This window comes from Sphingopyxis sp. (genome assembly GCF_965279725.1).
Taxonomy (GTDB): Bacteria; Pseudomonadota; Alphaproteobacteria; order Sphingomonadales; family Sphingomonadaceae; genus Sphingopyxis.
Window position 1 is genome coordinate 539770 of record NZ_CBDIIL010000003.1, and the last position, 21403, is coordinate 561172.

The window sequence follows — 21403 nt, forward strand, 5'->3', positions numbered from 1 at the left end:
TGATCCGAACCTCGTTGCGGTGAAAGCGGAAATCGGTCGCACGGCCAACATTAAACCATATGGTTGACAATTGCCGCGGGGGCAATTTATATTAAACCACATGGTTGAACATGATTCGCAAACGCTCGATACAATCTTCCACGCTCTCGGTGATGCGACGCGACGCGCGATGCTCGGTGACCTTGCCGCCGGGGAACGCACGGTGGGTGAACTGGCCCAGCCTTTCGCCATGTCGCTTGCCGCGGCGTCGAAGCATATCAAGGTGCTCGAAGCCGCAGGGCTGGTCCGCCGGGATGTCCGCGGGCGTACCCATATCTGTTCGCTCGACCCGGTACCGCTGATGTCCGCCGACCAGTGGCTCGGTATCTATCGCCGCTTCTGGACCGATCGCCTCGATGCGCTGGAACAGCTGCTCCGCGCCGATGCCGCGCTACTTCACCCCAAGCCCCCCTCCAAAAATAAGACGGAGAATGACGATGACTGACATGACGACGGACCACGATTATGGCGTGGTGACCGAAGACGCGACGCTGACCCTCGAACGCCTGCTCCCTGGCCCGATCGAGCGGCTATGGTCGTACCTCGCCGACGGCGAACTGCGCCGCCAATGGCTGGCCGCGGGCGCGATGGAGGAAAAAGTCGGGGCGCCGGTCGATCTCGTCTGGCGCAACGACGAATTGACCGATCCGCCCGGCGCACGGCCCGAAGGCATGGGCGAGGAAAATCGCATGACCTGCGAAATTCTCGACATCGCCGCGCCGCACCGGCTGGCGATCAGCTGGGGCAGTACCGGCGGCGTGACCTTCACCCTGCAGGAAAAGGGGCAGGACGTGCTGTTGACGATCGTCCACCGGCGCGTCGCGGATCCCGCGGTCCTGCTCAACGTCAGCGCCGGCTGGCATTCGCATGTCGACGTCCTCGAAGCCGTTTTGCGCGGCACCGTAGCGACGCCGCACTGGGACAATTTCGTGCGCCTGCGCAGCGAATATGCGGCGCGGCTGGCGCGTTGATCGCACCCGCAGAACGGAAGGAAGGGGCTGCGCCAGCAGCCCCCTTCTGACATCTGGAAACGATCGGTTGGTAACGGTCCCCGGCGAAATCCGGGGAACAGAATTTCCGCTCCCCGCGCTAAAGCCGACATTCACGCATTACCTTGCGGACACCACACCACGCGATTACCCCTCGCGCATGACTGCCGACAAAATCTTCATCAGCGCCAACGACCTGCTCGCCGATTCGCTGCGCCTTGGGATGCAGGTCATCGACAGCGGCTTCAAACCGACCCACCTCGTCGGCATCTGGCGCGGCGGCGCGCCGGTGGGCATCGCGGTGCAGGAACTGCTCGATTATCACGGACAACATTGCGACCATATTGCAATCCGCACTTCGTCCTATCACGGCATCGATCGCCAGGATCCGGAGGTAAAGGTTTTCGCGCTCGGCTATCTGATCGACACGCTGAACCCCGAAGACCGACTGCTGATCATTGATGATGTGTTCGACAGCGGGCGCAGCATCCGCGCCTTCATCGCCGAACTGAAGGCGCGCTGCCGCCACAATATGCCCCGCGACATCCGCATCGCGACCGTCTGGTTCAAACCACGCCGCAATGTCACCGACCTGCGCCCCGATTTCTTCGTCCACGAGACCGACCAGTGGCTGATTTTCCCGCACGAGATCGACGGACTGACGGTCGACGAAATCCGCCACCACAAACCGGAGGCGGCGATCATCCTGCGCGAGGAGGGCATTCGCAATGCATGAAGGTTTCGCCTCGCGCGCCGACCGCGCCGCCTTCATCGCCGACCTGCCCAAGGCCGAACTCCATCTCCATATCGAAGGCTCGCTCGAACCCGAACTGATGTTCGAACTGGCGCAGCGCAACGGCGTTGCCATCCCCTATGCCAGCGTCGAAGAGGTCCGCGCGGCTTACGCTTTCTCGAACCTTCAGGACTTTCTCGACATTTATTATCAGGGCATGGGCGTCCTCCACACGCAGCAGGATTTCCACGACCTGACCGCCGCCTACCTCACCCGCGTCCATGCCGACGCGGTGCGACACGTCGAAATCTTCTTCGATCCGCAGGGGCATACGACGCGCGGAATCGCGTTCGAAACCGTCGTCAACGGCATCACCCGCGCGCTCGACGACGCGCAGACGCACAACGGCATGTCCTCGAAACTGATCCTGTGCTTCCTGCGCCACCTCAGCGAGGCAGAGGCCGAGGCGACCCTCGACGAAGCGCTGCCGTACCTAAACCGCATCGACGGGGTCGGGCTCGATTCATCCGAAGTCGGCCATCCGCCGGCCAAGTTCGAACGCGTCTTTGCCCGCGCCCGCAGCCTCGGCCTCAAAATCGTCGCCCACGCCGGCGAGGAAGGCCCGCCCGCCTATGTGTATGAAGCGCTCGACCTGCTGAAAGTCGACCGCATCGACCATGGCAACCGCAGCCTCGAAGACCTCGCGCTCGTCGCGCGCCTCGCCGCCGCGGGCATGACACTGACAGTCTGCCCGCTTTCGAATTTGAAGCTTTGCGTCGTCGATGACGTCGCCGCTCACCCGCTGAAAACCATGCTCGACGCCGGGCTTCGCGCCACGGTGAATTCGGACGATCCCAGCTATTTCGGCGGGTATGTGAACGCCAATTACCTGGCGGTCGCCGACGCGCTCGACCTGTCGAAAGCCGATCTTCTGACGCTGGCGCGCAACAGTTTCACGGGGTCGTTCCTGGATGACGCAGCCAAGGCAAAGCATCTGGCGGCCATCGACGCTTACGCACAGAGCTAGCCGCCGCCGACCAAAGTCAGCCAGCCATCACGCCGCGATCAGCACCCCGTGATACGACCGGTCCTCGAACGCCAGCCCGGCCCCCATCGCGACGCAGATCAGCGCATTTTCGGCGACCTGAACCGACAATCCCGTCGCCTTGGCGATTGCCACGTCCATCCGGCGCAGCAACGCCCCGCCGCCGGTCAGGGTGATGCCTTCGTCGATGATGTCCGCCGACAATTCGGGCGGCGTTTGTTCCAGCGCGGCGCGCACCGCGGTGACGATCTGCCCGACCGGTTCGGCCAGCGCCTCGGCAATCTCGGCTTCGGACACCCGGACTTCGGACGGACGGCCGTTGACCAGATCGCGGCCCTTGACCCCGATCACCGTCCCCTCGCCCTCGGGCGCGACGGCGCAGCCGATCGCCAGCTTGACGCGTTCGGAGGTCATTTCGCCGATCATCAGATTATGTTTGCGGCGGATGTAGGACGAGATCATTTCGTCCATCTTGTCGCCGCCGACGCGCACTGAATTGCTGTATGCGATGCCGCCCAGCGACAGGATAGCCACCTCGGTCGTCCCGCCGCCGATATCGACGACCATCGCGCCCATCGGGGCAGTGACCTGCAACCCGGCGCCGATCGCCGCCGCCAGCGATTCCTCGATCAGCTGCACCGACACCGCGCCCGCGTTCGACGCCGCGTCGCGGATGGCGCGGCGTTCGACCATCGTCGATCCCGACGGGACGCAAATCACCACATTGCTGCGCTGGCGAAACCGGCTCGGCCCGCCAAGCGCCTTGTCGATGAAATGCTTGATCATCTGTTCGGCGACATCGATGTCGGCGATCACCCCGTCGCGTAGGGGGCGGATCGCCTGAATATTGCTCGGCGTCTTGCCCATCATCAGCTTGGCCTCGTTGCCGACGACCTTGACCCGCCGCACCCCGTCGCGCGTTTCCAGCGCGACGACCGACGGCTCATTCAACACGATGCCTTTGTCCCTCACATAGACGACGGTGTTCACGGTCCCCAGATCGATGGCCATGTCATGCGCGGCCGAACCGAACCGATTAAAAAATTTCATATGCGGCAAACGCCCCTGGTCATGCGGTGATGGAGAATCGGGGACGCGCGCGATCGACGCCCGCGCTGCCCCGTGAATTTCCGCTTGAAACGATGGTTAAATCGCGTCAACGCCGCTGGCGCAGGCCGTTGGTTTATCAAGTCCGGACGAGCCAAAATCACCATCGGTCGTCGCCACTGAACGGTTTATCGCTCGCGGCGCCCATTCACCGAGTCTTTATGCGCGCTATGCGCCCTGATCCGGAACGATGAATTTCAGGCCATGCAGCTTGACGATCCGCTCGTCGACGCACAGCGGCGCCGCGATCAACCGCATCCACCGCGGCGACGCAGTGACCGGCTTGATTTCAACGTCGACGGTAAAGCCGCGGCGATGCTTGATCGCATAGGCGCGCAGTTTCTCCATCGCGGCGCGCGATCCGTCGCCATACAGCGCGACGCTTTCCGCGCGCGTCACCGCCGCGCCGCGCGGCAGGCCGAAAATATCATAGACTTCGTTTGACCAACTCAGCCGATTGTCGTCGGTCAGGTCGCATTCCCACCACCCCGCCTGCGCCCGTTCCGACCAGTCATTGGCGGACAGGTCGGCGATGTCGGCGACCGCATCGAGAGTGCCGGCCCCATGAAGCCGACCCAGTTCGAAATAGCGCTCGCGCTCGTACAGCGGCCAGCTATGGTGAACGGGCAAGGGATGGGTCGGCTTCAACGCACCAGTCTTTCGTTATTTTGCATAAGGATGGCGGCGCGCTCTAGCAAAGACTAGTACGGATTTACAGCTTGATCGGCAATTATATTGCCGTCATCGGCGCGCCAGCGCAATTCCCGCCAGATTTTGGGTGCGCTTTATGTACCGCACACGCGGGCGCGGCGCGGCGCCGACCAGCGCCCTGAACACCGCCAGATGCGCCGCCGCGCCGCCGCGCGCAGGCACCGCGCCATTCGCCTGCGCCACCACTGGCGCCGCATCACCCAACAGGACAAAGTCAGCAAGTCCGCGCGCCTGCGCCAGCCGCAGCGCCGCGATCAGCGCCAGCCATTCGGCGTCCATGCTGCTACCCATCCCGGCATCGCGGTCGATCGTCGCGACGCCGCCGACGACAACGGCGATCTCCATCGCCCCGGGGTTGGGACGGCACCCGCCATCGAAATAGATTTTGGTGCGGCGGGCGGTCATCGCGCCGCCATAGCGGCTTAAAACTTCCCGCGCACCGAAAAGGCAAAGATCGGCCCGATCAACCGGTTGCGTTCTTCGACAAAGGCGATCGGGCTCTCGCCGCGCACGCCGGTGTAAACCGTCCGGTCGCGTTTCGATCGCGCGTTCACGGCGTTGGCCAATTGAGCGCGGACAGTCAGCCCCATCACATTCTTGTGCTCGACATAAACGGCGGCAAACCACGGGCCTTCCCAGGTCTTGTCGATCTGATTGCGGCGATAGTTTGGCTGGTAATGGCCATAGTTGGCGCTCGCGCCCCATGCGATGTCGCTGCTGGGGATGTCGTGCCGCACCCCCAGTTCCACCACGGTATCGGTAAATCCGCTCCACTGGCGCTTCTCGCCGGTAAAGGGATCGCGCAACGATGATTTCTGAAGCAGGACCCGCGTCTCGAACTTCATGCTCTTGATGCCCGCAGGGTCCATATTGATCGTCGATGTCCAATCGATCGCGCCGGCTTTCGCCTTGGCAATATTGCCCACCGCCTCGCCATTGGCGCCGACCGGCACGACATCGACGCGGTCTTCGACATCGCGATAGATCAGCACGACCTTGGTCGAACCCCAAGCCCCGAACTTCTTGTTGATCTCGGCCTCATAGGTCCAGTCCTGCTGCGGCCGCAGGTCGTTGTTGCTCTCATTCTGGTTGCCGTCGTTCAGGAACGCGCGCGCCAGAAAGTCGTAAAAGGACAGTTGCAGCACCCGCCGCCGCAGCTTCACCGACACGTCGAAATCGGCGGTCGGCGTCCACGCCAGCGAGATAGACCCCTTGGGCCGAAAAAAGCTGCGGGTTAGCCCGTTCATCCCGGTCTGGGTGATCGTCGAATGTTCGGCGCCGGCAATGATCTGGAAATTCAGCTTGTCGGTCAGCTTGCGGCCAAAGCTGAGCAGCCCTTCGTACCGATCCTCGCTGACCCCGCCGGTGCCGCCCGCGAACGGCTGGTCGACAAATACCCCCGAAGGATCGAGCACCGCGATCGCCGCGACGTTGTCCAGCGTGTTGAACGCCGCCTCGCCCGATAATTGCCAGTCGCCGCCGAACATTTTCCATTGATATTCGCCGCGCCCGATCGTTTCGCCCAGATCGCCGGTCTGCGCAAACCGATCGCCAATCGCGATCCCGCCCACCGGCTTCGTCACGATTTCCTGCACATAGGGTTCGTGGCTGAACCGGCGCAGCCCGATCAGCTTCAGCTTCCCCGGCCCCACACCCAGCTGATAATCGCCGCTGACCTCGTAATTCCAGCTGTCGGCATTTTCATACACCGTGCGGGTCCGGTCGGGCAGTCCGGGGCCGGTGCGCACGCCATCCTCATAATAACGGTCATATTTGCGCTGATAATGGCCGCCAAAGTTGGCCACCGTGTCGCCGGCAGGATCCCAGGTGATCCGCCCCGATAGCTTCGGCGTGTCATAATGGGTGTTCCACACGTCGCGGCGGCGCTCGATGATATTACCCGCGCCATCGCTGATCAGCGTCGGGCCGCCCGCGCCGCTGCGCGCCGATTCATTGTTGTTGAGCGCGGCTTCATATTCGATGTCGCCGCTCCGCCCGCGCACCGACACATCGGCGCGGGTGAACAGGGGGTCGGTATAATGCGCACGAAACTCGGGCTTCCACGAAAACTGGCCCGAAAACGCGGCGGCGCGATAGACGATATTGGCGACCTGCCCCGACAATCCGGGAATATCCAGCGTCGCGCCGTCGACGATCTCGATCCGCTCGACATTGCCCGCCGGGATGCGCGACAACTGCGTGAACATGTCGTCGCCCTTGTTCGACGGCCGTTCGCCGTTGAACAGCACATTGCCCGTCGCCTGCCCCAAACCGCGCAGATTTTCATTATCGCGGACCGAAAAGCCGGGAACCTGGTTCAGCATGTCATTGGCGTTCTTGGGTGCATAGCGTGCGAAGTCGGCGGGGGTATAGATCTGCCGTGCCGTGCTGCTCACCCCGCCCGCCGGAACCTCGGTCGGCGCGGGCGGCGGGGTGTCGCCGGTCGGCGGCGCCTCTTGCCCCAAAACCGGCGCCGACAGCGCGGTCGAAAGCGCAATCAGGCTGATCAGGCGCTTCATTGTCCGTTCCCATGCGCCGCGCGGTTCATGGCCTTCGCATAGTCGCCGGTGACCCCGAGTGCCTTCATGCCGATCACATCCTCGGCGCTCAGCTTGCGATACCCGGCTGCCGCGAGCCCGCGCACATAGGCGCCGTCGACGCCCAGCGCCTTGCACGCGATCGCGTCTTCGATGTCGGTCAACACCATCGCTTCCGATTTCAGGTCGCGGACATAATCGCCCGTCACGTCCAGCGCCGCCGCCGCGATCAAATCGTCGGTTCCCTTGGGCTTTACCCCCTCGGCGATCAGCCCGTCGGCGAGGTCGATCGTCGCATCGACCAGCAGCATCGCGAGCAGATCGCTGCGCCGCGCGGGGACCAGCCCGCGATCACCAAGCGCCGTCTCGAATTTGGGGTCAGAGGTAAAGCGGCAGCCGCCCTCACCCTCGAACGCGCGCGTCAGCTTGCCCGTGCAAGCCAGCGTCCCGGCGCTATGGTCCACGGTAAAAGACACCGGTCCGCTGCCGCTCTGCAACGCCGCGCGCGCCGACGCCAGTTCGCGCCGGGCGCTGTCCAGCGACACGTCGCTGCTCGACCCTTTGTGGCGGACGCGCAGCCGCGGTTCGCTTTTGCCGGTCGTCGGCGGTGTCGCGGTCCATGCGATGTCGCTCAGGACCAACGGATCGGCGGCCGTACTCGGCGCGGCGCAGGCCAATATGGTCAGCAGCGCGGCGGTGGCGGCGATAATGGGGGTTTTCATGCGGGCACTCCTGTTGCCGGCGCCGGACGAGCGTCACCGCTCGCCCCCGCAGCGGCGTTTTTCAAAACGGGTTTCGATCAGTGGTCGGTAGCTAGGGACGAATGTCCGGGCGTCAGTCCGCTGGCGGGCGAGCCGGTTCGGGCGGCCGCACCGGGGCAGGCGACCGCACTGGTGCAGGCGGCTCGGGGATGGCCGCCCGCGCCGCGCGGCCTATACCGCCCGTCGCGCGTAGCGCGATCGCGTCTTCGGGATCGCGCAGGACGACCCCGGCCTTGCGCATCTCGCGAATGAAGGCGCTATCGACCCCCACCGCGCGCATCCCGGTCAGGTCGTCCAGATTGACGCCGGGGAAATACGCCTTGATGTCGCGGGCGTAAGCGACATCGACCCCCACTGCCGCCGCGCCGATCATCTCGCCAACCTCGGCGCCGGGGAACAGCCGGCGCATCTGGCCGATATAGGCACCATCGATCCCGGTCGCCTTTGCCGCGATCACATCAGCGGCATCGACCGACCAGCGATCGTCCTGCATTTGGCGGACATCCTCGGGGGTCACGCCGACCGCGCGCATGCTGATCAGCTGTTCGGGGGTCAGTTGTTTGGATGACGCGGCGGCCTGTGCCGCGCTATCCTCGGCCGCATCGCGCGACGCCACGGCCGATTGCGAAGACGTTAGCGCCGATTGCCGCGCGGCCACCGCGACGGTCCGGGAATCCGCGGCAAACGCCTGTTCGGCCGTCGCCTGCTCTTGTGCCGCGGTGGCTGAGAAGGCAGCCAGCGGCGCAGTAACCCCCGCCAGCAACACCAGGCTCATCAAGACCCAGCTCGCACTCGCCGGTCCGCGTTTCAGGCTGGCGTCAAGGACGCGGGTAATCCGGCGTTTCAGGCTGTTCTTCGACGGCGCAACGCCGTGCGCAGCCATCAGCGCCGCCTTGTTGTCATGCCGTGCCGCGCCGACCAGCAGCGTCGCATAATCGGGGCCGTCGATGTCGGCCATCAGCACCGCATCGTCGGCGGCTTCCTCGCGCAACTGGTGGCTTTCCCTTGCGAGCATCCACACCAGGGGATTGAACCAGAAGACCGCACAGGCGGCGCGCGAAGCGAGAAGCTTCGCCCAGTCGAGCCGCGCGATATGCGCCAGTTCGTGCGCGATGATCGCCTCGGCCTCGCCGACCGCCTGCACCGCCTTGGGACTCAGCACGATCGTCGAGCGCAGCAGCCCCCAGCTGATCGGCGAACGCAATTCGTCGCTGACCAGCAAGGCGGTGCCATGTTTGAACCCCATCCGCCGCTGCGCCTCGGCCAGCGCGGACAGCCACGATCCTTCGACCAGCACCTCGGCGCGCCCGCGCATCGCAAACAGCCGCAGGACCGCGAGCAGCATCACTGCAAACAGCAAAGCGAGGGGAACAAGATAGAAAAAGGGGGCAAACTCGCTCCCCGATGCCAGCACGACCGACAGCGATTGGCCGGTTTCGGCCGTCGCAGGAACGGACGCCGCGGCAGACACGGCCGCATCGTCCGCCGGGGCGGCGACGGGGGCCGCGGTGGTCACAACCGGCGGCGCCGCGGCGGCCCATTCGGTGGGCAGCGGCTGCCACTGCGGCAACATCATCGTCGCGAAAGGCAGCACCAGCAGCGCCAGCAGCCCGACGTGGGCGACCAGCGACCGCTCGCCGGCGGAGCGCGTGCGCGCCAATCGGAGCAGCGCCAGCGTCAGCCCGGCAATCAGCGCCGATTTCCACACGAGACCGATCAAGGTTGCGGTGGTGATCATCATTTCGCTCTCCCTTCGCGCGCCTGCCCGATCAGCTTTTCCAGCTCGTCGAGCTCATCCGCGCTCATTTCATCCTGCATGCCGAGCAACGCCGCGGCGGCGCTCGTCGCCGATCCGTTGAAAAACACCCGCACCACCTGGCTCAGCGCCGATTTGCGCGCCGTCTTGTCCGACACGCTGGGCGCATAGACAAACCCATGGTCGGACGCCTCGCGCACCACAAAGCCCTTGGCCTCCAGCCGCTTGAGCATCGCGCGGATCGCCGACCCCGACAGGGCGTCGGACAGCGCGTCGCCAACCTCGGTCACTGTCGACGCGCCGCGCTCGTACAAAATATCGACAATCTCGCGTTCCCGCGGCGGCAAACTGGACAGCATCGAATCACCTCATGCGCTACATTTGTAGCGTGCTACATTTGTAGCGCATGCTTGGCAAGGGGTTTTGTTCGGGTAACACAGGTCCTGACACCCAAACCCACTTTCCCCAATGTACCGGGTCATCGCCGCGCCCGTCCCCAGTGACGCCCGTCACATCACCGATTGCCGCCCCATTCTAAGGTCAGACCAACGCTAGCCGAAACAATCTCTCTCGGCTCTGTGTCCGATCGCAGATGACAATATCCCAATTTAATCTGTATGTTGGGTCAAAACAGGGAAAATGCCGCATCATGGCCGACCGTCGATACCGCTTCCTCGCTCTCCTCCTTGCCGCGCCGCTGTGGACCGCCGCGCCGATCGCCTTCGCGCAGGACGTCTCCCCACCCGGCGCGCCGCCCAGCAGCGATCTCAACGCCGACCAGCAAAAAATGCTCGACCTGATCAATCGCGGCATGGAACTCGACGGCGCCGGCAAAAAACGCGAGGCGGGCGAAGTGTATCGCCGCTGGATCGGCGAAGCGACCAAGCGTTACGGCGCCGACGGGCTGATCACCAGCCTGGGATACCGGCTACTGGCCGGGAATCTCGAGGATCAGAACCGGACGAAGGAAGCCGAGGATTATTGGAAGCGCCTGCTCGACATCAACCGCAAGGCGTTCGGCGAACAAGATGATGAAACGCTGACCGCCACCGCTTTCCTCTCGTCGAACTATATCAAACAGGGCCGTCCGGCCGAAGCGCTGCCGCTGCGTCAGGCGATTCTGGCCGCGCGCATCGCGCAAAAGGGTGAACTGGATCCCAAAACGATCATTGCGACGAGCAATCTTGCGTCAGTGATGTCCGAACTCGGGGACATGAAGGGCGCCGAGGTGCTGTACCGCAAGGCGCTCGCCGCCAGCCTGGCCGTGCACGGCGAAAGCCACCGCGAAACCGCGTCGGGCTATGGCAATCTCGCGGTCGTGCTGCGCAGCCTCGCGCGCTATGACGAAGCCGCCCCGATGCTCGAAAAGGCGCTGGCCATCGACACCGCGCTCGCCGGGCCGAACAGCGACGACGTCGCGCTGCGCCATTACAACAGCGCGGTCAATTTCGCCGACATGGGACGCTACGCCGAAACCGCGACAGAGGCGAACAAGGCGCTCACCATCTGGCGCAGCGTCAAGGGCGACGACAGCACCCAGGCCGCGCTCGGCTACACCGCCGTGGGCTATAGCCTCAACCTGGCGGGGCGTTTCGGCGAGGCCGACGCCGCCTATCGCAAAGCGCTCGCGATCCGCAGCAAATTGCTCGGCGAGAGCCATCCGCTGACTGGCGAGGCGTATAACAACCTCGCGCTCAACATGGAAAACAGGGGCATGCCGCCCAGCACGATTGAGCCCCTGCTCCGCAAGGCGCTCGACACCACGCGGCAGGCGCTTGGCGAACGCAACGAGCGGACCGCGACGATGTACGGCAATGTCGCGCACAATCTGAATCAGCAGGGCCGCTTTGCCGAGGCCGAGCCGATGTATCGGCGCGCGCTCGAAATTCAGGAAGGGGTCGCCGGCCGCGACCACCCCTCCTATGCCACCACCCTGATCAACCTGGGCCATAATTTGCGCGACGCCGGCGACGCCGAGCGCGCCGAACCCTTGATGCGTCAGGCGCTCACCATTTTCCGCGCCAAGTTCGGTGACGATAATCCCGACACGGCATGGGCCTATTCCGGCCTCGGCTCGGCACTGGGCGACCTCGGCCGCCACACCGAAGAGGCCGAAATGACGATCAAGTCGCTCGAAATCCGCCGCCGTCTGCTCGGCGAAAATCATCCGCTGACGGCAGTGGCCTATAGTAATGTCGCCTCGACGCTGTCACGCGGCGACGGCGGCGATCGGGCCGCCGAACCCTATTACCGCCAGTCGCTCGCGATTCTGCAACACAGCGTCGGCGAGGCGCATATCGACACCGCGCGGGCCTATAACCGGCTTGCCTCGAACCTGCTGCGCCAAAACAAGGCGGTCGAGGCGGAGCAGGCGGCGGCCAAGGCGGTTGCGATCCTGCGGAGCCTGAACGACCAAAGCGAAGCGGGCGGCAGTGCCGTCGCGCTGTCGGGGCTCGACCGGCAACAGGTGTCTCCCAACCGCGAGATCTTCACGACCTATATGAACGCCGCCTTCGGCCTGATGAGCGACACCCCCAGCGCCGCCGACCAGTCGCAAATCCAGGACCGAGCCTTTCGCGCCGCGCAGGATGCGGTCAGCTCGGCCTCCGGCCGCGCGGTGCTGCAAACCGCAGCGCGCAGCGCCGCCAAGACGCCGCAAATGGCCGAAGCGGTGCGCCAGGAACAGGATCTCGCCGCCAAGGCAAACCTCCTCGACAAGAATCTGCTCCGCGCGCTCAGCGCCCAGAAACCGGTCGAAGCCGCGCGCCTGCGCGGCGAGCTCGACGGCGTTCAGGCGCAGCTGGCCGACGTCAGCGCGCTGATCGACCAGAAATATCCCTCGTACCGCCAGCTGGTATCGCCGCGCCCGATTGCCCTCGCCGAGGCGCAAAAAGCATTGCGCCCGGGCGAAGCGCTGCTGTTGATGACCGAGGCGGCGAACACCTTTCACCTCTTTGTCGTCACCCCGACCGCGGTCGGCTGGAGCCGGCCGGGCAAGGACATCGACGTCATCCTGAAACAGATTTCGGATCTGCGCTGCGACGTCGATTTCGCCACCTGTTCGGCGGCGCGCAAAGCCGAACTCGACGCGATCGCCATGTCGGCCAGCGAGTTGGAGGGGAACCGCCGCTTCGACCTGAACACGGCGAATGCGTTGTACAAGGAACTGATCGAACCGATCGAACCGCTGCTCAAAGGTACCACCCGCCTCTATGTCACCGCCTCCGGCAAGCTCAGCGACTTGCCGCTGGCGATGTTGTCGGAAACCGCGCTGCCGGCCGGCGCCGACCTGGCCGATCCCGACACCCTCGCCCGCGCCGCGTGGCTGTCCGACCGCTACGCCTTTACCAGTCTGCCCTCGGTCGCGGCGCTGACCCTGACCGGCGAGCCGCGCACCGGTCGGCGCGATAAAACCTTCCGCGGCTATGGCGCGCCCGTTCTTGCCGGCGGCGACGCGGGATCGCGCGCCGCGACCGGCATCGGGGTCTTCGACGGCGTGTCCGAATCGGGCTCGCCCCTCGCTGACCCCGACGAACTGCGCAAACTTGCGCCGTTGCCCGGGACCAAGGTCGAACTGGCGGCGATGGCCAATCTGTTTGGCGTCGCGCCGGGCAACCTCACCCTCGACAGCAAAGCCACCGAAACGGCGTTGCGCAGCGACGCCGCGCTATCGACGAGCAACATCATCGCGATCGCCACCCACGGCTTGCTCCCCGATCCCGATCTCGGGTTCGGCGAGCCGGGGCTCGTGCTGACCCCGCCGACGACGCCCAGCGACATGGACGACGGCCTGCTCACTGCGACCGAAGCGGCGCAACTGACCCTCACCGCCGACTGGGTGATCCTGTCGGCGTGCAACACCGCGTCGGCACAGAATTCGGGCGGCGGCGACAGCCTCTCGGCGCTCGCCCGCGGTTTCCTCTACGCCGGCGCCGACGCGCTGCTCGCCAGCCACTGGCGCGTGTCGGACGAAGCGACCGCGGTCCTGACCGTCGAAACGCTGATGGCGCGGCGCACCAATCCCGACCTGTCACGCGCCCAGGCGCTGCAATCAGGGATGAAGGCGGTGCGCAGCGGCAAACGCGCCGACGGCACGGCAATCGCCGGCTGGAAAGCTGGCTGGGCGCACCCTTCGGCCTGGGCGGCCTTCACCAATATCGCCAACCGCGACGATTGAACTCTAGGACAACCGCAGCTGTACCCCTGCGAAGGCAGGGGTTCATCTCCAGCCGTCGCGATATCGGTACGATGATTGTTGGCCAACGATAGCCCAGGCGATGGGTCCCTGCCTCCGCAGGGGCACGGCAAGCAAGTTTCCGGACCAACCTGACTCGTGCAAGGAACTCTTCCCTCTCGAACGCTGCGCCCGTTATAGGGGCGTCAGTCCAAGGGAGTTTACCGCCAATGCCGATCATGGCCGCCCGCGTTTATCACGACGGCAAGCTCGTCCGCGACATCGGTCCCGACGAGGAACTTCCCGTCGATTGCGACGACGGCGATTTCTTCTGGCTCGGACTCTATGAGCCGACCCCCGGCGAGCTCGAAGGCATCGCCAAACGCTTCGGCCTCCACCCGCTTGCGGTCGAAGATGCGTCAAAGCCGAAACAGCTGCCGAAGGTCGAGGTGTACGGCGATCAGCTGTTCATCATCGCCAGCACCGGCAATCTGGAGGGCGGCACGATCCAGTCGGGCGAGACCGCGATTTTTGTCGGGCGCCATTTCATCGTCACCGTTCGTCACGGCTCGGCGCGGGCGCACACCGACGTCCGGGCGCGGCTCGAAACGCTGCCGGTCAAGCTGGCGCACGGCCCCGATTACGTCCTCTATGCAATCCTCGATTTCATCGTCGACGGCTATTTCCCGCTGATCGACGCGATCGAGGACCGGATGCTGATGGTCGAGGACAGCGTGATGGACACCCCGCTCGACGCCGCCGAAATCCGCCAACTTTATTCCCAGCGCCACGAGGTCATCCGCTTTCAGCGGCTTACCGGATTGATGAAGGATGTCGCCGGTCGCCTCGCCGGCGAAGCCGATTTGCCGTGCATCGACGACGCGGTGCGCCCGTTCTTCCGCGACATCTGGGATCATGTCCAACGCGCCGAATTCCGCCTTGCCGGCCTCCGCGATGTCGCCGCGTCGGTGATCGAAACCAACGGCATGCTCGAACAGCAGCGCCAGGGGGTCATCACCCGCCAGCTCGCCGCTTGGGCCGCGATCCTCGCCGTTCCGACCGCAATCGCGGGCATTTACGGGATGAATTTCGAATTCATGCCCGAACTCGACTGGGCGTTCGGCTACCCTTTTGCGCTGGCGCTGATCTTCGGTGGCTCAGGCCTCGTCTTCTGGCGCTTCAAGAGCATCGGCTGGCTCTAGGGTTCTGACCCCAGGCACCCACTTGCCCTTGGTGCGACTCGTCAGATGATAGTGCCGGCAGCGGTCGCAGCGATACGGCCGCAGCACCAGATCGGCGATCCGGGCCGCGTCCAGCGCCGCCGCCGCCGACGCATAGCGCATCTTGCGGATACAGACGCTGTGCCGGGTGCGCGCCGCCATGGCGCGCCGTTCAGCCCGCCAGCACCTTGGCCATCATCCGTTGTTCCTTTGCGATCCAGGGCGCCATGCTTGGCCGCGACAGGATCGCCTCGCTCCATGCCGCGATCTTGGGGTGCGTCGCGGCGTCGATGCTCGATCCGCAATGCCGCAAATTCATCAGCGGCGAAGCGACCGCCAGATCGGCAAGGGTCAACCGGTCGCCGACGAGAAAACCCGAGGGCGGAATCGCGCTTTCGAGATAGGCGAGCAGCTTGGGCAGTTCCTCAGCCTCGGCCAGTGCGGCCGCCGCCAGATCGCCCTCGCGTCCCAGGAATTTCGGCGCGACGATCCGGTTAAAGAACATCTTGCCGCTGCACGCCGCGAACACCGTGTCGCCAAACTCGTCCCACCAGATGACCTGGCCGCGCTCCTGCGCGTCGGCGGGGATCAGCGCCGGTTCGGGATGCTTCGCCTCCAGATAATGGATGATCGCGCTCGAATCGGCGAGGGTGAAGCCGTCATCCTCCATCGCCGGCATCTTGCCCAGCGGCGACGCGGCGCGAAACCCCGGATCGGGATCGCCGATACCGACCCCCTGCAACTCGAATTCAATCCCTTTCTCGCCCAGATACCCCAGCAATTTGCGCACAAAAGGCGACACCAGCGAGCCATAGATTATCATCGCGTCTCTCCCAATCCTGATCCGCTCAGCATAGGCCAAAGGTTGCGGTCCGCAACCCATTCGCCGCCGCGCCGCTCCCCGCGAAATATTCTTGCTATCGGTCGCGCGCCATGGAACATCCGGAATGCGAGGGGGCGCTGCTGCGGCAGCCAGCAGACAGGAAAAAGAATGCGCCCTAATTCGTGGGCAGATCGGCTGTTGGCGCTGCTGGTCCGGTTTGTCGGGCTGGTCATTCTCCTTGCGACCCTCGCCGCCGCATCCGCCAGCTTCCTCTATAATCGCTCGGAAGAATCCGATCGCGCCGCGCGCGTGGCGACGCAGGTGAACATGCGGCTGCGCGATCATGTCGCGGTGCTCGAAGGGGTACGGGCGCTCTATCAATCCGACAGCGCCACCAGCGGCCCCGGCATCCGCGCCTATCTCGGCGCGCTGCGCCCGCAAATCCAGGCGCCGGGCATGGAGGGGGTCGGCATCGCCGCCGCGATGCGCGCGGGCACCCCCGCCGCGGTGGAAGCAAAGCTGCGCGAGAATTACGGCCGCGACATCAAGGTGTGGCCGACGACCGACCAGCCGATCGGCTTTCCCGTAGTCCTCGTCGAGCCCTATACGCCGCGCCGCAACGTCGCGCTGGGGTTCGACATGTACAGCGAACCGACGCGGCGCGAGGCAATGCGCCGCGCCTGGAAGACCGGCCAGCCCGCCGCGAGCGGCATCGTCCAACTCGCGCAGGAACGCGCCGCGAAGGTCAAACAGCCGGGTTTTCTGATCTATATACCCGTCTATGTCCGCGGACCGGCGGGCGCCGATAACGGGGCGGTGGCAACGGCCGCCGGGGTGCGCCCGGTCGAGGGGTTCGTCTATGCGCCGTTCCGCATCGGCGACATGATGCCGGCGGTGCTCGGTTCGCAGTTGAACAGCATCGACGGCATCGAAATTTACGCCGGCGAGGGGCCGTCGGCGCCGCTCGTCTTCCGCAAGGGTGTAATGGGCTGGGACGCGCAGGAACAGACGCTGCGCGTCGCCGACCGGCAGTGGACGATGCGCATTTCCTATGGCCGTATCGCCGAACGGCTGGGGCGGCCACTCGCCATCCTGATCTTCGGCATTGCGCTGGCGCTGCTGGCGACCCAGCTGCACCGCGTCCAGCGTCGGCGCATCATCGCCTTTCAGGTTCTCGCCGCGGAAAAGGCCCGCCATGCCGAGGATCGCGAACTGATGATCGGCGAGATGGCGCACCGGATGAAAAACGCCTTCGCCCGCATCGGCGCGCTGGCGCGGATCACGCTGCGCGAATCGACCAGCCTCGATGATTTCGAGACCAAATTCGACGGCCGCATGCGCGCGCTGTCCGACGCCAAACAGATGCTGGTCACCGGCGCCGTCGACACCGTCGAACTCGGCCAGATCGTCCGCCGCGAGCTCGAACTCGCCGGCCGCTCACCCGACCAGCTGAGCGCCGTCACCGGCCCCGATGTGCGGCTCGACGACGACGGCGCGCAGGCGCTGTCGCTCGCAATCCACGAATTCGTCACCAACAGCATCAAATATGGCGCGCTCGCGGGACGCGGCGACCTTGCCGTCGGCTGGCGCCGCGACGAGGGCGACATCGAGCTCAGCTGGGTTGAAAGCGATCTGCCCGAACCCCCGCAGATCGACAGCGAAAGCTTTGGCACCCAGTTCATCCGCACCTTGATCGAGCGGCAATTGAAGGGCAGTTGGAATCGCAGTGCCGCCGACCATCGCCTCTCCATCACCATCCGCTGGCCGGACCGTGACGTCGCAAACTGACGGTCGCTGGCAGATCTGGATCGACCGCGGCGGCACTTTTACCGATGTCGTGGCGCAGGCGCCCGATGGGACGGTCGTCACCGCCAAATATCTCTCCGAAGATCCCGCGCGTCCCGGCGACGCCGCCGTCAATGCGATCCGCGACCTGACGGGCGTGGGCGACGGGCCGCTGCCGCCGCTCGACATCCGCATGGGGTCGACCGTCGCCACCAACGCGCTGCTCGAACGCAAAGGCGAGCCAACCCTGCTCGCGGTCACGCAGGGCTTCGGCGACGCGCTGACGATCGGCTATCAGGATCGCCCCGACCTCTTCGCCCGCAAACTCGTCCGCATCCCGCCGCCGCACGCCGCCGTCGCCGAGATCGTCGAACGCGTCGGCCCCGACGGCGCGGTGCTGACACCGCTCGATGAGGACGCGGCCCGGGCATCGTTGAAAGTCGCGCACGCCGGCGGCCTGACCAGCGTCGCGATCGTCCTCATGCACGGCTACCGCTACCCGGCGCACGAACGGCGCCTCGCGGAAATCGCCGCCGAGGTCGGCTTTTCGCAAATCTCGACCAGCCACGATGTCAGCGCGCTGATCAGGCTGATCGGCCGCGGCGACACCACGCTCGCCGACGCCTATCTCTCGCCGGTCCTGCGTCACTATGTCGATCAGTTCTGCGCCCAGCTGGGAAACGATATCGAACCCCAGTTCATGAAAAGCTCGGGCGGCCTCGCCGCCGCCGTAGCGTTCCACGGCCGCGACGCGATCCTCTCCGGCCCCGCGGGCGGCATCGTCGGCATGGTCGGCAGCGCCGCGCCGCTCGGCAAGACGCGCCTGATCGGCTTCGACATGGGCGGCACCTCGACCGACGTCAGCCATTATGCCGGCCGTCTCGAGCGCGATAATGAAACGATCGTCGCGGGAACGCGCATCCGCGCCCCGATGCTGCGCATCCATACCGTGGCTGCCGGGGGAGGTTCGATCTGCCGCTGGGATGGCACGCGCCTGCTCGTCGGCCCCCAAAGCGCCGGCGCCAACCCCGGCCCGGCCGCCTATGGCCGCGGCGGGCCGCTAACCGTCACCGACTGCAACGTCCTGCTCGGAAAAATCCAGCCCGATCATTTCCCCAAACTCTTTGGCCCGAACGGCGATCAGCCGCTCGACCGCGAAGTCGCCCAGCGCAAGTTCGCCGCGATGGCCAGCGAAGTCGGCACCATCACCCCCGAAGCCCTCGCCGAAGGACTGCTCGCGATCGCGGTTCAGCAAATGGCCAATGCGATCAAGCGCATCACCATCGCGCGCGGGCATGACGTGACACAGGGCTACAGTCTCGTCGGCTTCGGCGGCGCGGCGGGCCAGCATGTCTGCCTGGTCGCCGACGCGCTCGGGGTCGACGAAATCCTGCTCCACCCGCTGGCTGGTGCGCTCTCCGCCTATGGCATGGGCCTCGCCAAGCCGTCGGCGATCCGCGAGCGCACCCTCGGCCTCAAACTCGGCGCCGATTGCGCCGCGATGCTCGCCGAAATCGAAACCGAACTCAGCGCCCAGGCCCGCACCGACCTCGCCGGTCACGCCGAAACCACCCGCGAAACCCTGCTCTTCGTTCGTCTTGCCGACAGCGACAATGCGATCGAACTCCCGATCGGTCCACCGGCGGAGGTCGCGCGAGCCTTTGCCGCCGCCTTCCGCCAGCGCTTTGGCTACGCCCCGCACAGCAATCTCGTCGTCGACCGGATCCGCGTCGAACTGACCGAGGCAGGCGACGCGCCGGCGGCGCTGCCGCCTTCGGCCTCCGGCGCGGAAACCGAACCAGAAGTCATCACCGCCTGGCTGGCGGGCGCAGCGCACAACGTCCCGCTCCATCAACGCGCTGACCTCGCGCCCGGACGCCACATCCCCGGCCCCGCGATCATCGTCGATACGCTCGCGACGACGGTTGTCGAGCCAGGATGGTCGGCGACGGTCGAGCAGGAAGGAACGTTGCGGATCGCAAAAAGCCCCTCCCCTTCAGGGGAGGGGTTGGGGTGGGGGCGAGAAACCTTGCACAAGGCCGCTGCCCCCCACCCGCTGCGACTAAGTCCGGCTTCGCCGGACCAAGTCTCGCTGCCCCCCCCTGAAGGGGAGGGCAATTCAGACACCCCCGACCCGATCCGCCTCGAAATTTTCAACAGCCTGTTCATGGCGATCGCCGAGGAGATGGGCGGCGCGCTTCAGCACAGCGCCTCGTCGATCAACATCCGCGAGCGGCTCGACTTCTCCTGCGCGCTCTTCGACGGCACCGGCCGCCTCGTCGCCAACGCGCCGCACATGCCCGTCCACCTCGGCTCGATGGGCGAAAGCGTCCGCACCATATTGCGCCAGCGCGGACCCGGTCCCGACGGAAACCCGCGCGACGGCCGCGGCCTCCTCCCGGGCGACGCCTATGCGCTCAACGCCCCCTATGACGGCGGCACCCACCTGCCCGACATCACCGTCATCATGCCGGTGTTCGTTGCCAAAGATGGGGACGCCGACCCCCCGGCCTTCTTCGTCGCCGCGCGCGGCCACCACGCCGATCTCGGCGGCATCGCGCCCGGCTCGATGCCGCCGAACAGCCGCAGCATCGAAGACGAAGGCATTATTTTCGACAATTTCCTGCTCGTCGATGACCGGAATTTCCGCGACGCCGCGGTCGCCGCGCATCTGGCCGATGGTCCCTTCCCCGCCCGCAACCCCGCGCTCAATGTCGCCGATTTGAAGGCGCAGGTCGCCGCCTGTCAGCGCGGCGCCAGCGCGCTCGCCGAACTCTCCGAAGCGCACGGCACCAGAACCGTCGCCGCCTATATGGCGCACGGCCAGCGCCAGGCCGAGGCGGCCGTCCGCCAGCTTATCGCCCGCCTCGACGACGGCGCCTTTCGTTACGCGATGGACAATGGCGCCGAGGTGGTCGTCGCGGTCAAAGTCGACCGCGAGGCGCGCCACGTCACCATCGACTTCACCGGCTCGTCTGCCACCCTGCCCGACAATTTCAACGCGCCGCTGCCCGTCGTGCGCGCCGCCGTCCTCTATGTCCTGCGCACGATGCTCGACGACCCAATCCCGATGAACGAGGGCTGCCTGGCCCCGGTCACCCTGATCGTCCCCGACAATTCGATGCTGTCGCCGACCTATCCCGCCGCGGTCGTCGCGGGCAATGTCGAAACCAGCCAGGTCATCACCGACGCGCTGTTCGCTGCCTTTGGTGCGATGGCCCCGGCGCAAGGTACGATGAACAATTTCACCTTCGGCAACGACGCGGTCCAATATTATGAAACGATCGCCGGCGGTTCGGGCGCCGGGCCGGGCTTTGACGGCACCAGCGTCATCCAGACCCATATGACCAACAGCCGCATGACCGATCCCGAATTGATGGAAACGCGCTTCCCGGTGATCGTCGAGGAATTTTCGATCCGCAAGGGCTCGGGCGGCGCAGGCGAATGGACCGGCGGCGACGGTGCGACCCGCCGCATCCGTTTCCGCGAACCAATGGCGGCGAACATCCTCGCGAACCGCCGCGCGATTCCGCCGCGCGGGCTGGCAGGCGGCGAAGACGCCGCACCGGGCCGCAACTGGGTCGAGCGCGGGGACGGTTCCATGGAAATGCTCGGCGCGACGGGTAGCGCCGATCTGGCCGCAGGCGATGTGTTCGTGATCGAAACCCCCGGCGGTGGTGGTTATGGAAAAGCGGAAGGGGAATGATTTGAGATCGGCATCAC

Annotated in this window: 17 protein-coding genes; 8 read left to right on the plus strand and 9 right to left on the minus strand. The window is 65.5% G+C overall.

Annotation, left to right across the window (positions count from 1 at the left end; translation table 11 throughout):
- Positions 1-100: 100 nt before the first annotated feature.
- The 4 genes from ACQY6T_RS11485 to ACQY6T_RS11500 all read left to right on the plus strand — a co-directional run bounded on the left by ACQY6T_RS11485 (position 101) and on the right by ACQY6T_RS11500 (position 2788).
- Complete coding sequence (locus tag ACQY6T_RS11485) at positions 101-484, plus strand: ArsR/SmtB family transcription factor (protein WP_428630919.1); 384 nt, start codon at positions 101-103, stop codon at positions 482-484.
- The gene (locus ACQY6T_RS11490) at positions 477-1010 is read left to right on the plus strand and encodes an SRPBCC family protein (protein WP_428630920.1); all 534 of its coding nucleotides are present in this window, start codon (positions 477-479) and stop codon (positions 1008-1010) included. Before ACQY6T_RS11485 ends, ACQY6T_RS11490 begins: the two co-directional genes overlap by 8 nt.
- A 178-nt stretch (positions 1011-1188) precedes the next feature.
- Complete coding sequence (locus ACQY6T_RS11495) at positions 1189-1764, plus strand: phosphoribosyltransferase (protein WP_428630921.1); 576 nt, start codon at positions 1189-1191, stop codon at positions 1762-1764.
- Positions 1757-2788 carry an adenosine deaminase gene (locus ACQY6T_RS11500; protein WP_428630922.1) on the plus strand — a complete coding sequence of 344 codons (1032 nt, stop codon included), beginning with the start codon at positions 1757-1759 and terminating at the stop codon, positions 2786-2788. Before ACQY6T_RS11495 ends, ACQY6T_RS11500 begins: the two co-directional genes overlap by 8 nt.
- Positions 2789-2815: 27 nt before the next feature.
- On the opposite strand, the gene ACQY6T_RS11505 is transcribed toward ACQY6T_RS11500, so the two are convergent.
- From ACQY6T_RS11505 to ACQY6T_RS11535, 7 genes are all read right to left on the minus strand, one after another.
- Positions 2816-3856 (minus strand): rod shape-determining protein, encoded by a 1041-nt coding sequence (locus tag ACQY6T_RS11505; RefSeq protein WP_428630923.1) that lies wholly within the window; start codon positions 3854-3856, stop codon positions 2816-2818.
- A 225-nt stretch (positions 3857-4081) separates the two neighbouring features.
- Positions 4082-4561, minus strand: coding sequence for a hypothetical protein (locus ACQY6T_RS11510; protein WP_428630924.1), 480 nt, complete (start codon positions 4559-4561; stop codon positions 4082-4084).
- 93 nt (positions 4562-4654) lie between these two features.
- Positions 4655-5029, minus strand: a complete 375-nt coding sequence (locus ACQY6T_RS11515; RefSeq protein WP_428630925.1) for a reverse transcriptase-like protein — start codon at positions 5027-5029, stop codon at positions 4655-4657.
- Positions 5030-5046: 17 nt separating this feature from the next.
- A complete protein-coding gene (locus ACQY6T_RS11520; RefSeq protein WP_428630926.1) occupies positions 5047-7143 on the minus strand; it encodes a TonB-dependent receptor plug domain-containing protein in 2097 nt (698 codons plus the stop codon).
- Positions 7140-7883: a hypothetical protein gene (locus ACQY6T_RS11525; RefSeq protein ID WP_428630927.1), complete on the minus strand. Its 744-nt coding sequence runs from the start codon at positions 7881-7883 to the stop codon at positions 7140-7142. The genes ACQY6T_RS11520 and ACQY6T_RS11525 overlap by 4 nt, the downstream gene beginning before the upstream one ends.
- A 112-nt stretch (positions 7884-7995) precedes the next feature.
- Positions 7996-9663: a M56 family metallopeptidase gene (locus tag ACQY6T_RS11530; RefSeq protein ID WP_428630928.1), complete on the minus strand. Its 1668-nt coding sequence runs from the start codon at positions 9661-9663 to the stop codon at positions 7996-7998.
- A complete protein-coding gene (locus tag ACQY6T_RS11535; RefSeq protein ID WP_428630929.1) occupies positions 9660-10037 on the minus strand; it encodes a BlaI/MecI/CopY family transcriptional regulator in 378 nt (125 codons plus the stop codon). Before ACQY6T_RS11535 ends, ACQY6T_RS11530 begins: the two co-directional genes overlap by 4 nt.
- A gap of 290 nt (positions 10038-10327) precedes the next feature.
- Between ACQY6T_RS11535 and ACQY6T_RS11540 the strand changes: the two genes are divergently transcribed.
- Positions 10328-13855 (plus strand): tetratricopeptide repeat protein, encoded by a 3528-nt coding sequence (locus tag ACQY6T_RS11540; protein WP_428630930.1) that lies wholly within the window; start codon positions 10328-10330, stop codon positions 13853-13855.
- Between the two features lie 227 nt (positions 13856-14082).
- A complete protein-coding gene (locus tag ACQY6T_RS11545; protein WP_428630931.1) occupies positions 14083-15054 on the plus strand; it encodes a magnesium and cobalt transport protein CorA in 972 nt (323 codons plus the stop codon).
- On the opposite strand, the gene ACQY6T_RS11550 is transcribed toward ACQY6T_RS11545, so the two are convergent.
- The gene (locus ACQY6T_RS11550; RefSeq protein WP_428630932.1) at positions 15010-15234 is read right to left on the minus strand and encodes a hypothetical protein; all 225 of its coding nucleotides are present in this window, start codon (positions 15232-15234) and stop codon (positions 15010-15012) included. The two genes, ACQY6T_RS11545 and ACQY6T_RS11550, sit on opposite strands and share 45 nt — an antisense overlap.
- A 10-nt stretch (positions 15235-15244) precedes the next feature.
- Positions 15245-15895, minus strand: a complete 651-nt coding sequence (locus ACQY6T_RS11555; RefSeq protein WP_428630933.1) for a glutathione S-transferase family protein — start codon at positions 15893-15895, stop codon at positions 15245-15247.
- Between the two features lie 168 nt (positions 15896-16063).
- Between ACQY6T_RS11555 and ACQY6T_RS11560 the strand changes: the two genes are divergently transcribed.
- Both ACQY6T_RS11560 and ACQY6T_RS11565 read left to right on the plus strand, forming a co-directional pair.
- Positions 16064-17683, plus strand: coding sequence for a CHASE domain-containing protein (locus ACQY6T_RS11560; protein WP_428630934.1), 1620 nt, complete (start codon positions 16064-16066; stop codon positions 17681-17683).
- On the plus strand, positions 17667-21386 hold the full coding sequence (locus ACQY6T_RS11565) for a hydantoinase B/oxoprolinase family protein (protein ID WP_428630935.1): 3720 nt from the start codon (positions 17667-17669) through the stop codon (positions 21384-21386). Before ACQY6T_RS11560 ends, ACQY6T_RS11565 begins: the two co-directional genes overlap by 17 nt.
- Positions 21387-21403: the final 17 nt, after the last annotated feature.

What these genes read in the sequence shown, in the direction of transcription:
- ACQY6T_RS11490 (WP_428630920.1), top strand. Translation starts at nt 477, where the DNA reads ATGACTGACATGACGACGGACCACGATTATGGCGTGGTGACCGAAGAC.
- ACQY6T_RS11540 (WP_428630930.1), top strand. Translation starts at nt 10,328, where the DNA reads ATGGCCGACCGTCGATACCGCTTCCTCGCTCTCCTCCTTGCCGCGCCG.
- ACQY6T_RS11520 (WP_428630926.1), bottom strand. Translation starts at nt 7,143, where the DNA reads ATGAAGCGCCTGATCAGCCTGATTGCGCTTTCGACCGCGCTGTCGGCG.
- ACQY6T_RS11485 (WP_428630919.1), top strand. Translation starts at nt 101, where the DNA reads ATGGTTGAACATGATTCGCAAACGCTCGATACAATCTTCCACGCTCTC.
- ACQY6T_RS11535 (WP_428630929.1), bottom strand. Translation starts at nt 10,037, where the DNA reads ATGCTGTCCAGTTTGCCGCCGCGGGAACGCGAGATTGTCGATATTTTG.
- ACQY6T_RS11555 (WP_428630933.1), bottom strand. Translation starts at nt 15,895, where the DNA reads ATGATAATCTATGGCTCGCTGGTGTCGCCTTTTGTGCGCAAATTGCTG.
- ACQY6T_RS11550 (WP_428630932.1), bottom strand. Translation starts at nt 15,234, where the DNA reads ATGGCGGCGCGCACCCGGCACAGCGTCTGTATCCGCAAGATGCGCTAT.
- ACQY6T_RS11545 (WP_428630931.1), top strand. Translation starts at nt 14,083, where the DNA reads ATGCCGATCATGGCCGCCCGCGTTTATCACGACGGCAAGCTCGTCCGC.
- ACQY6T_RS11525 (WP_428630927.1), bottom strand. Translation starts at nt 7,883, where the DNA reads ATGAAAACCCCCATTATCGCCGCCACCGCCGCGCTGCTGACCATATTG.
- ACQY6T_RS11530 (WP_428630928.1), bottom strand. Translation starts at nt 9,663, where the DNA reads ATGATGATCACCACCGCAACCTTGATCGGTCTCGTGTGGAAATCGGCG.
- ACQY6T_RS11505 (WP_428630923.1), bottom strand. Translation starts at nt 3,856, where the DNA reads ATGAAATTTTTTAATCGGTTCGGTTCGGCCGCGCATGACATGGCCATC.
- ACQY6T_RS11515 (WP_428630925.1), bottom strand. Translation starts at nt 5,029, where the DNA reads ATGACCGCCCGCCGCACCAAAATCTATTTCGATGGCGGGTGCCGTCCC.
- ACQY6T_RS11500 (WP_428630922.1), top strand. Translation starts at nt 1,757, where the DNA reads ATGCATGAAGGTTTCGCCTCGCGCGCCGACCGCGCCGCCTTCATCGCC.
- ACQY6T_RS11560 (WP_428630934.1), top strand. Translation starts at nt 16,064, where the DNA reads ATGCGCCCTAATTCGTGGGCAGATCGGCTGTTGGCGCTGCTGGTCCGG.
- ACQY6T_RS11495 (WP_428630921.1), top strand. Translation starts at nt 1,189, where the DNA reads ATGACTGCCGACAAAATCTTCATCAGCGCCAACGACCTGCTCGCCGAT.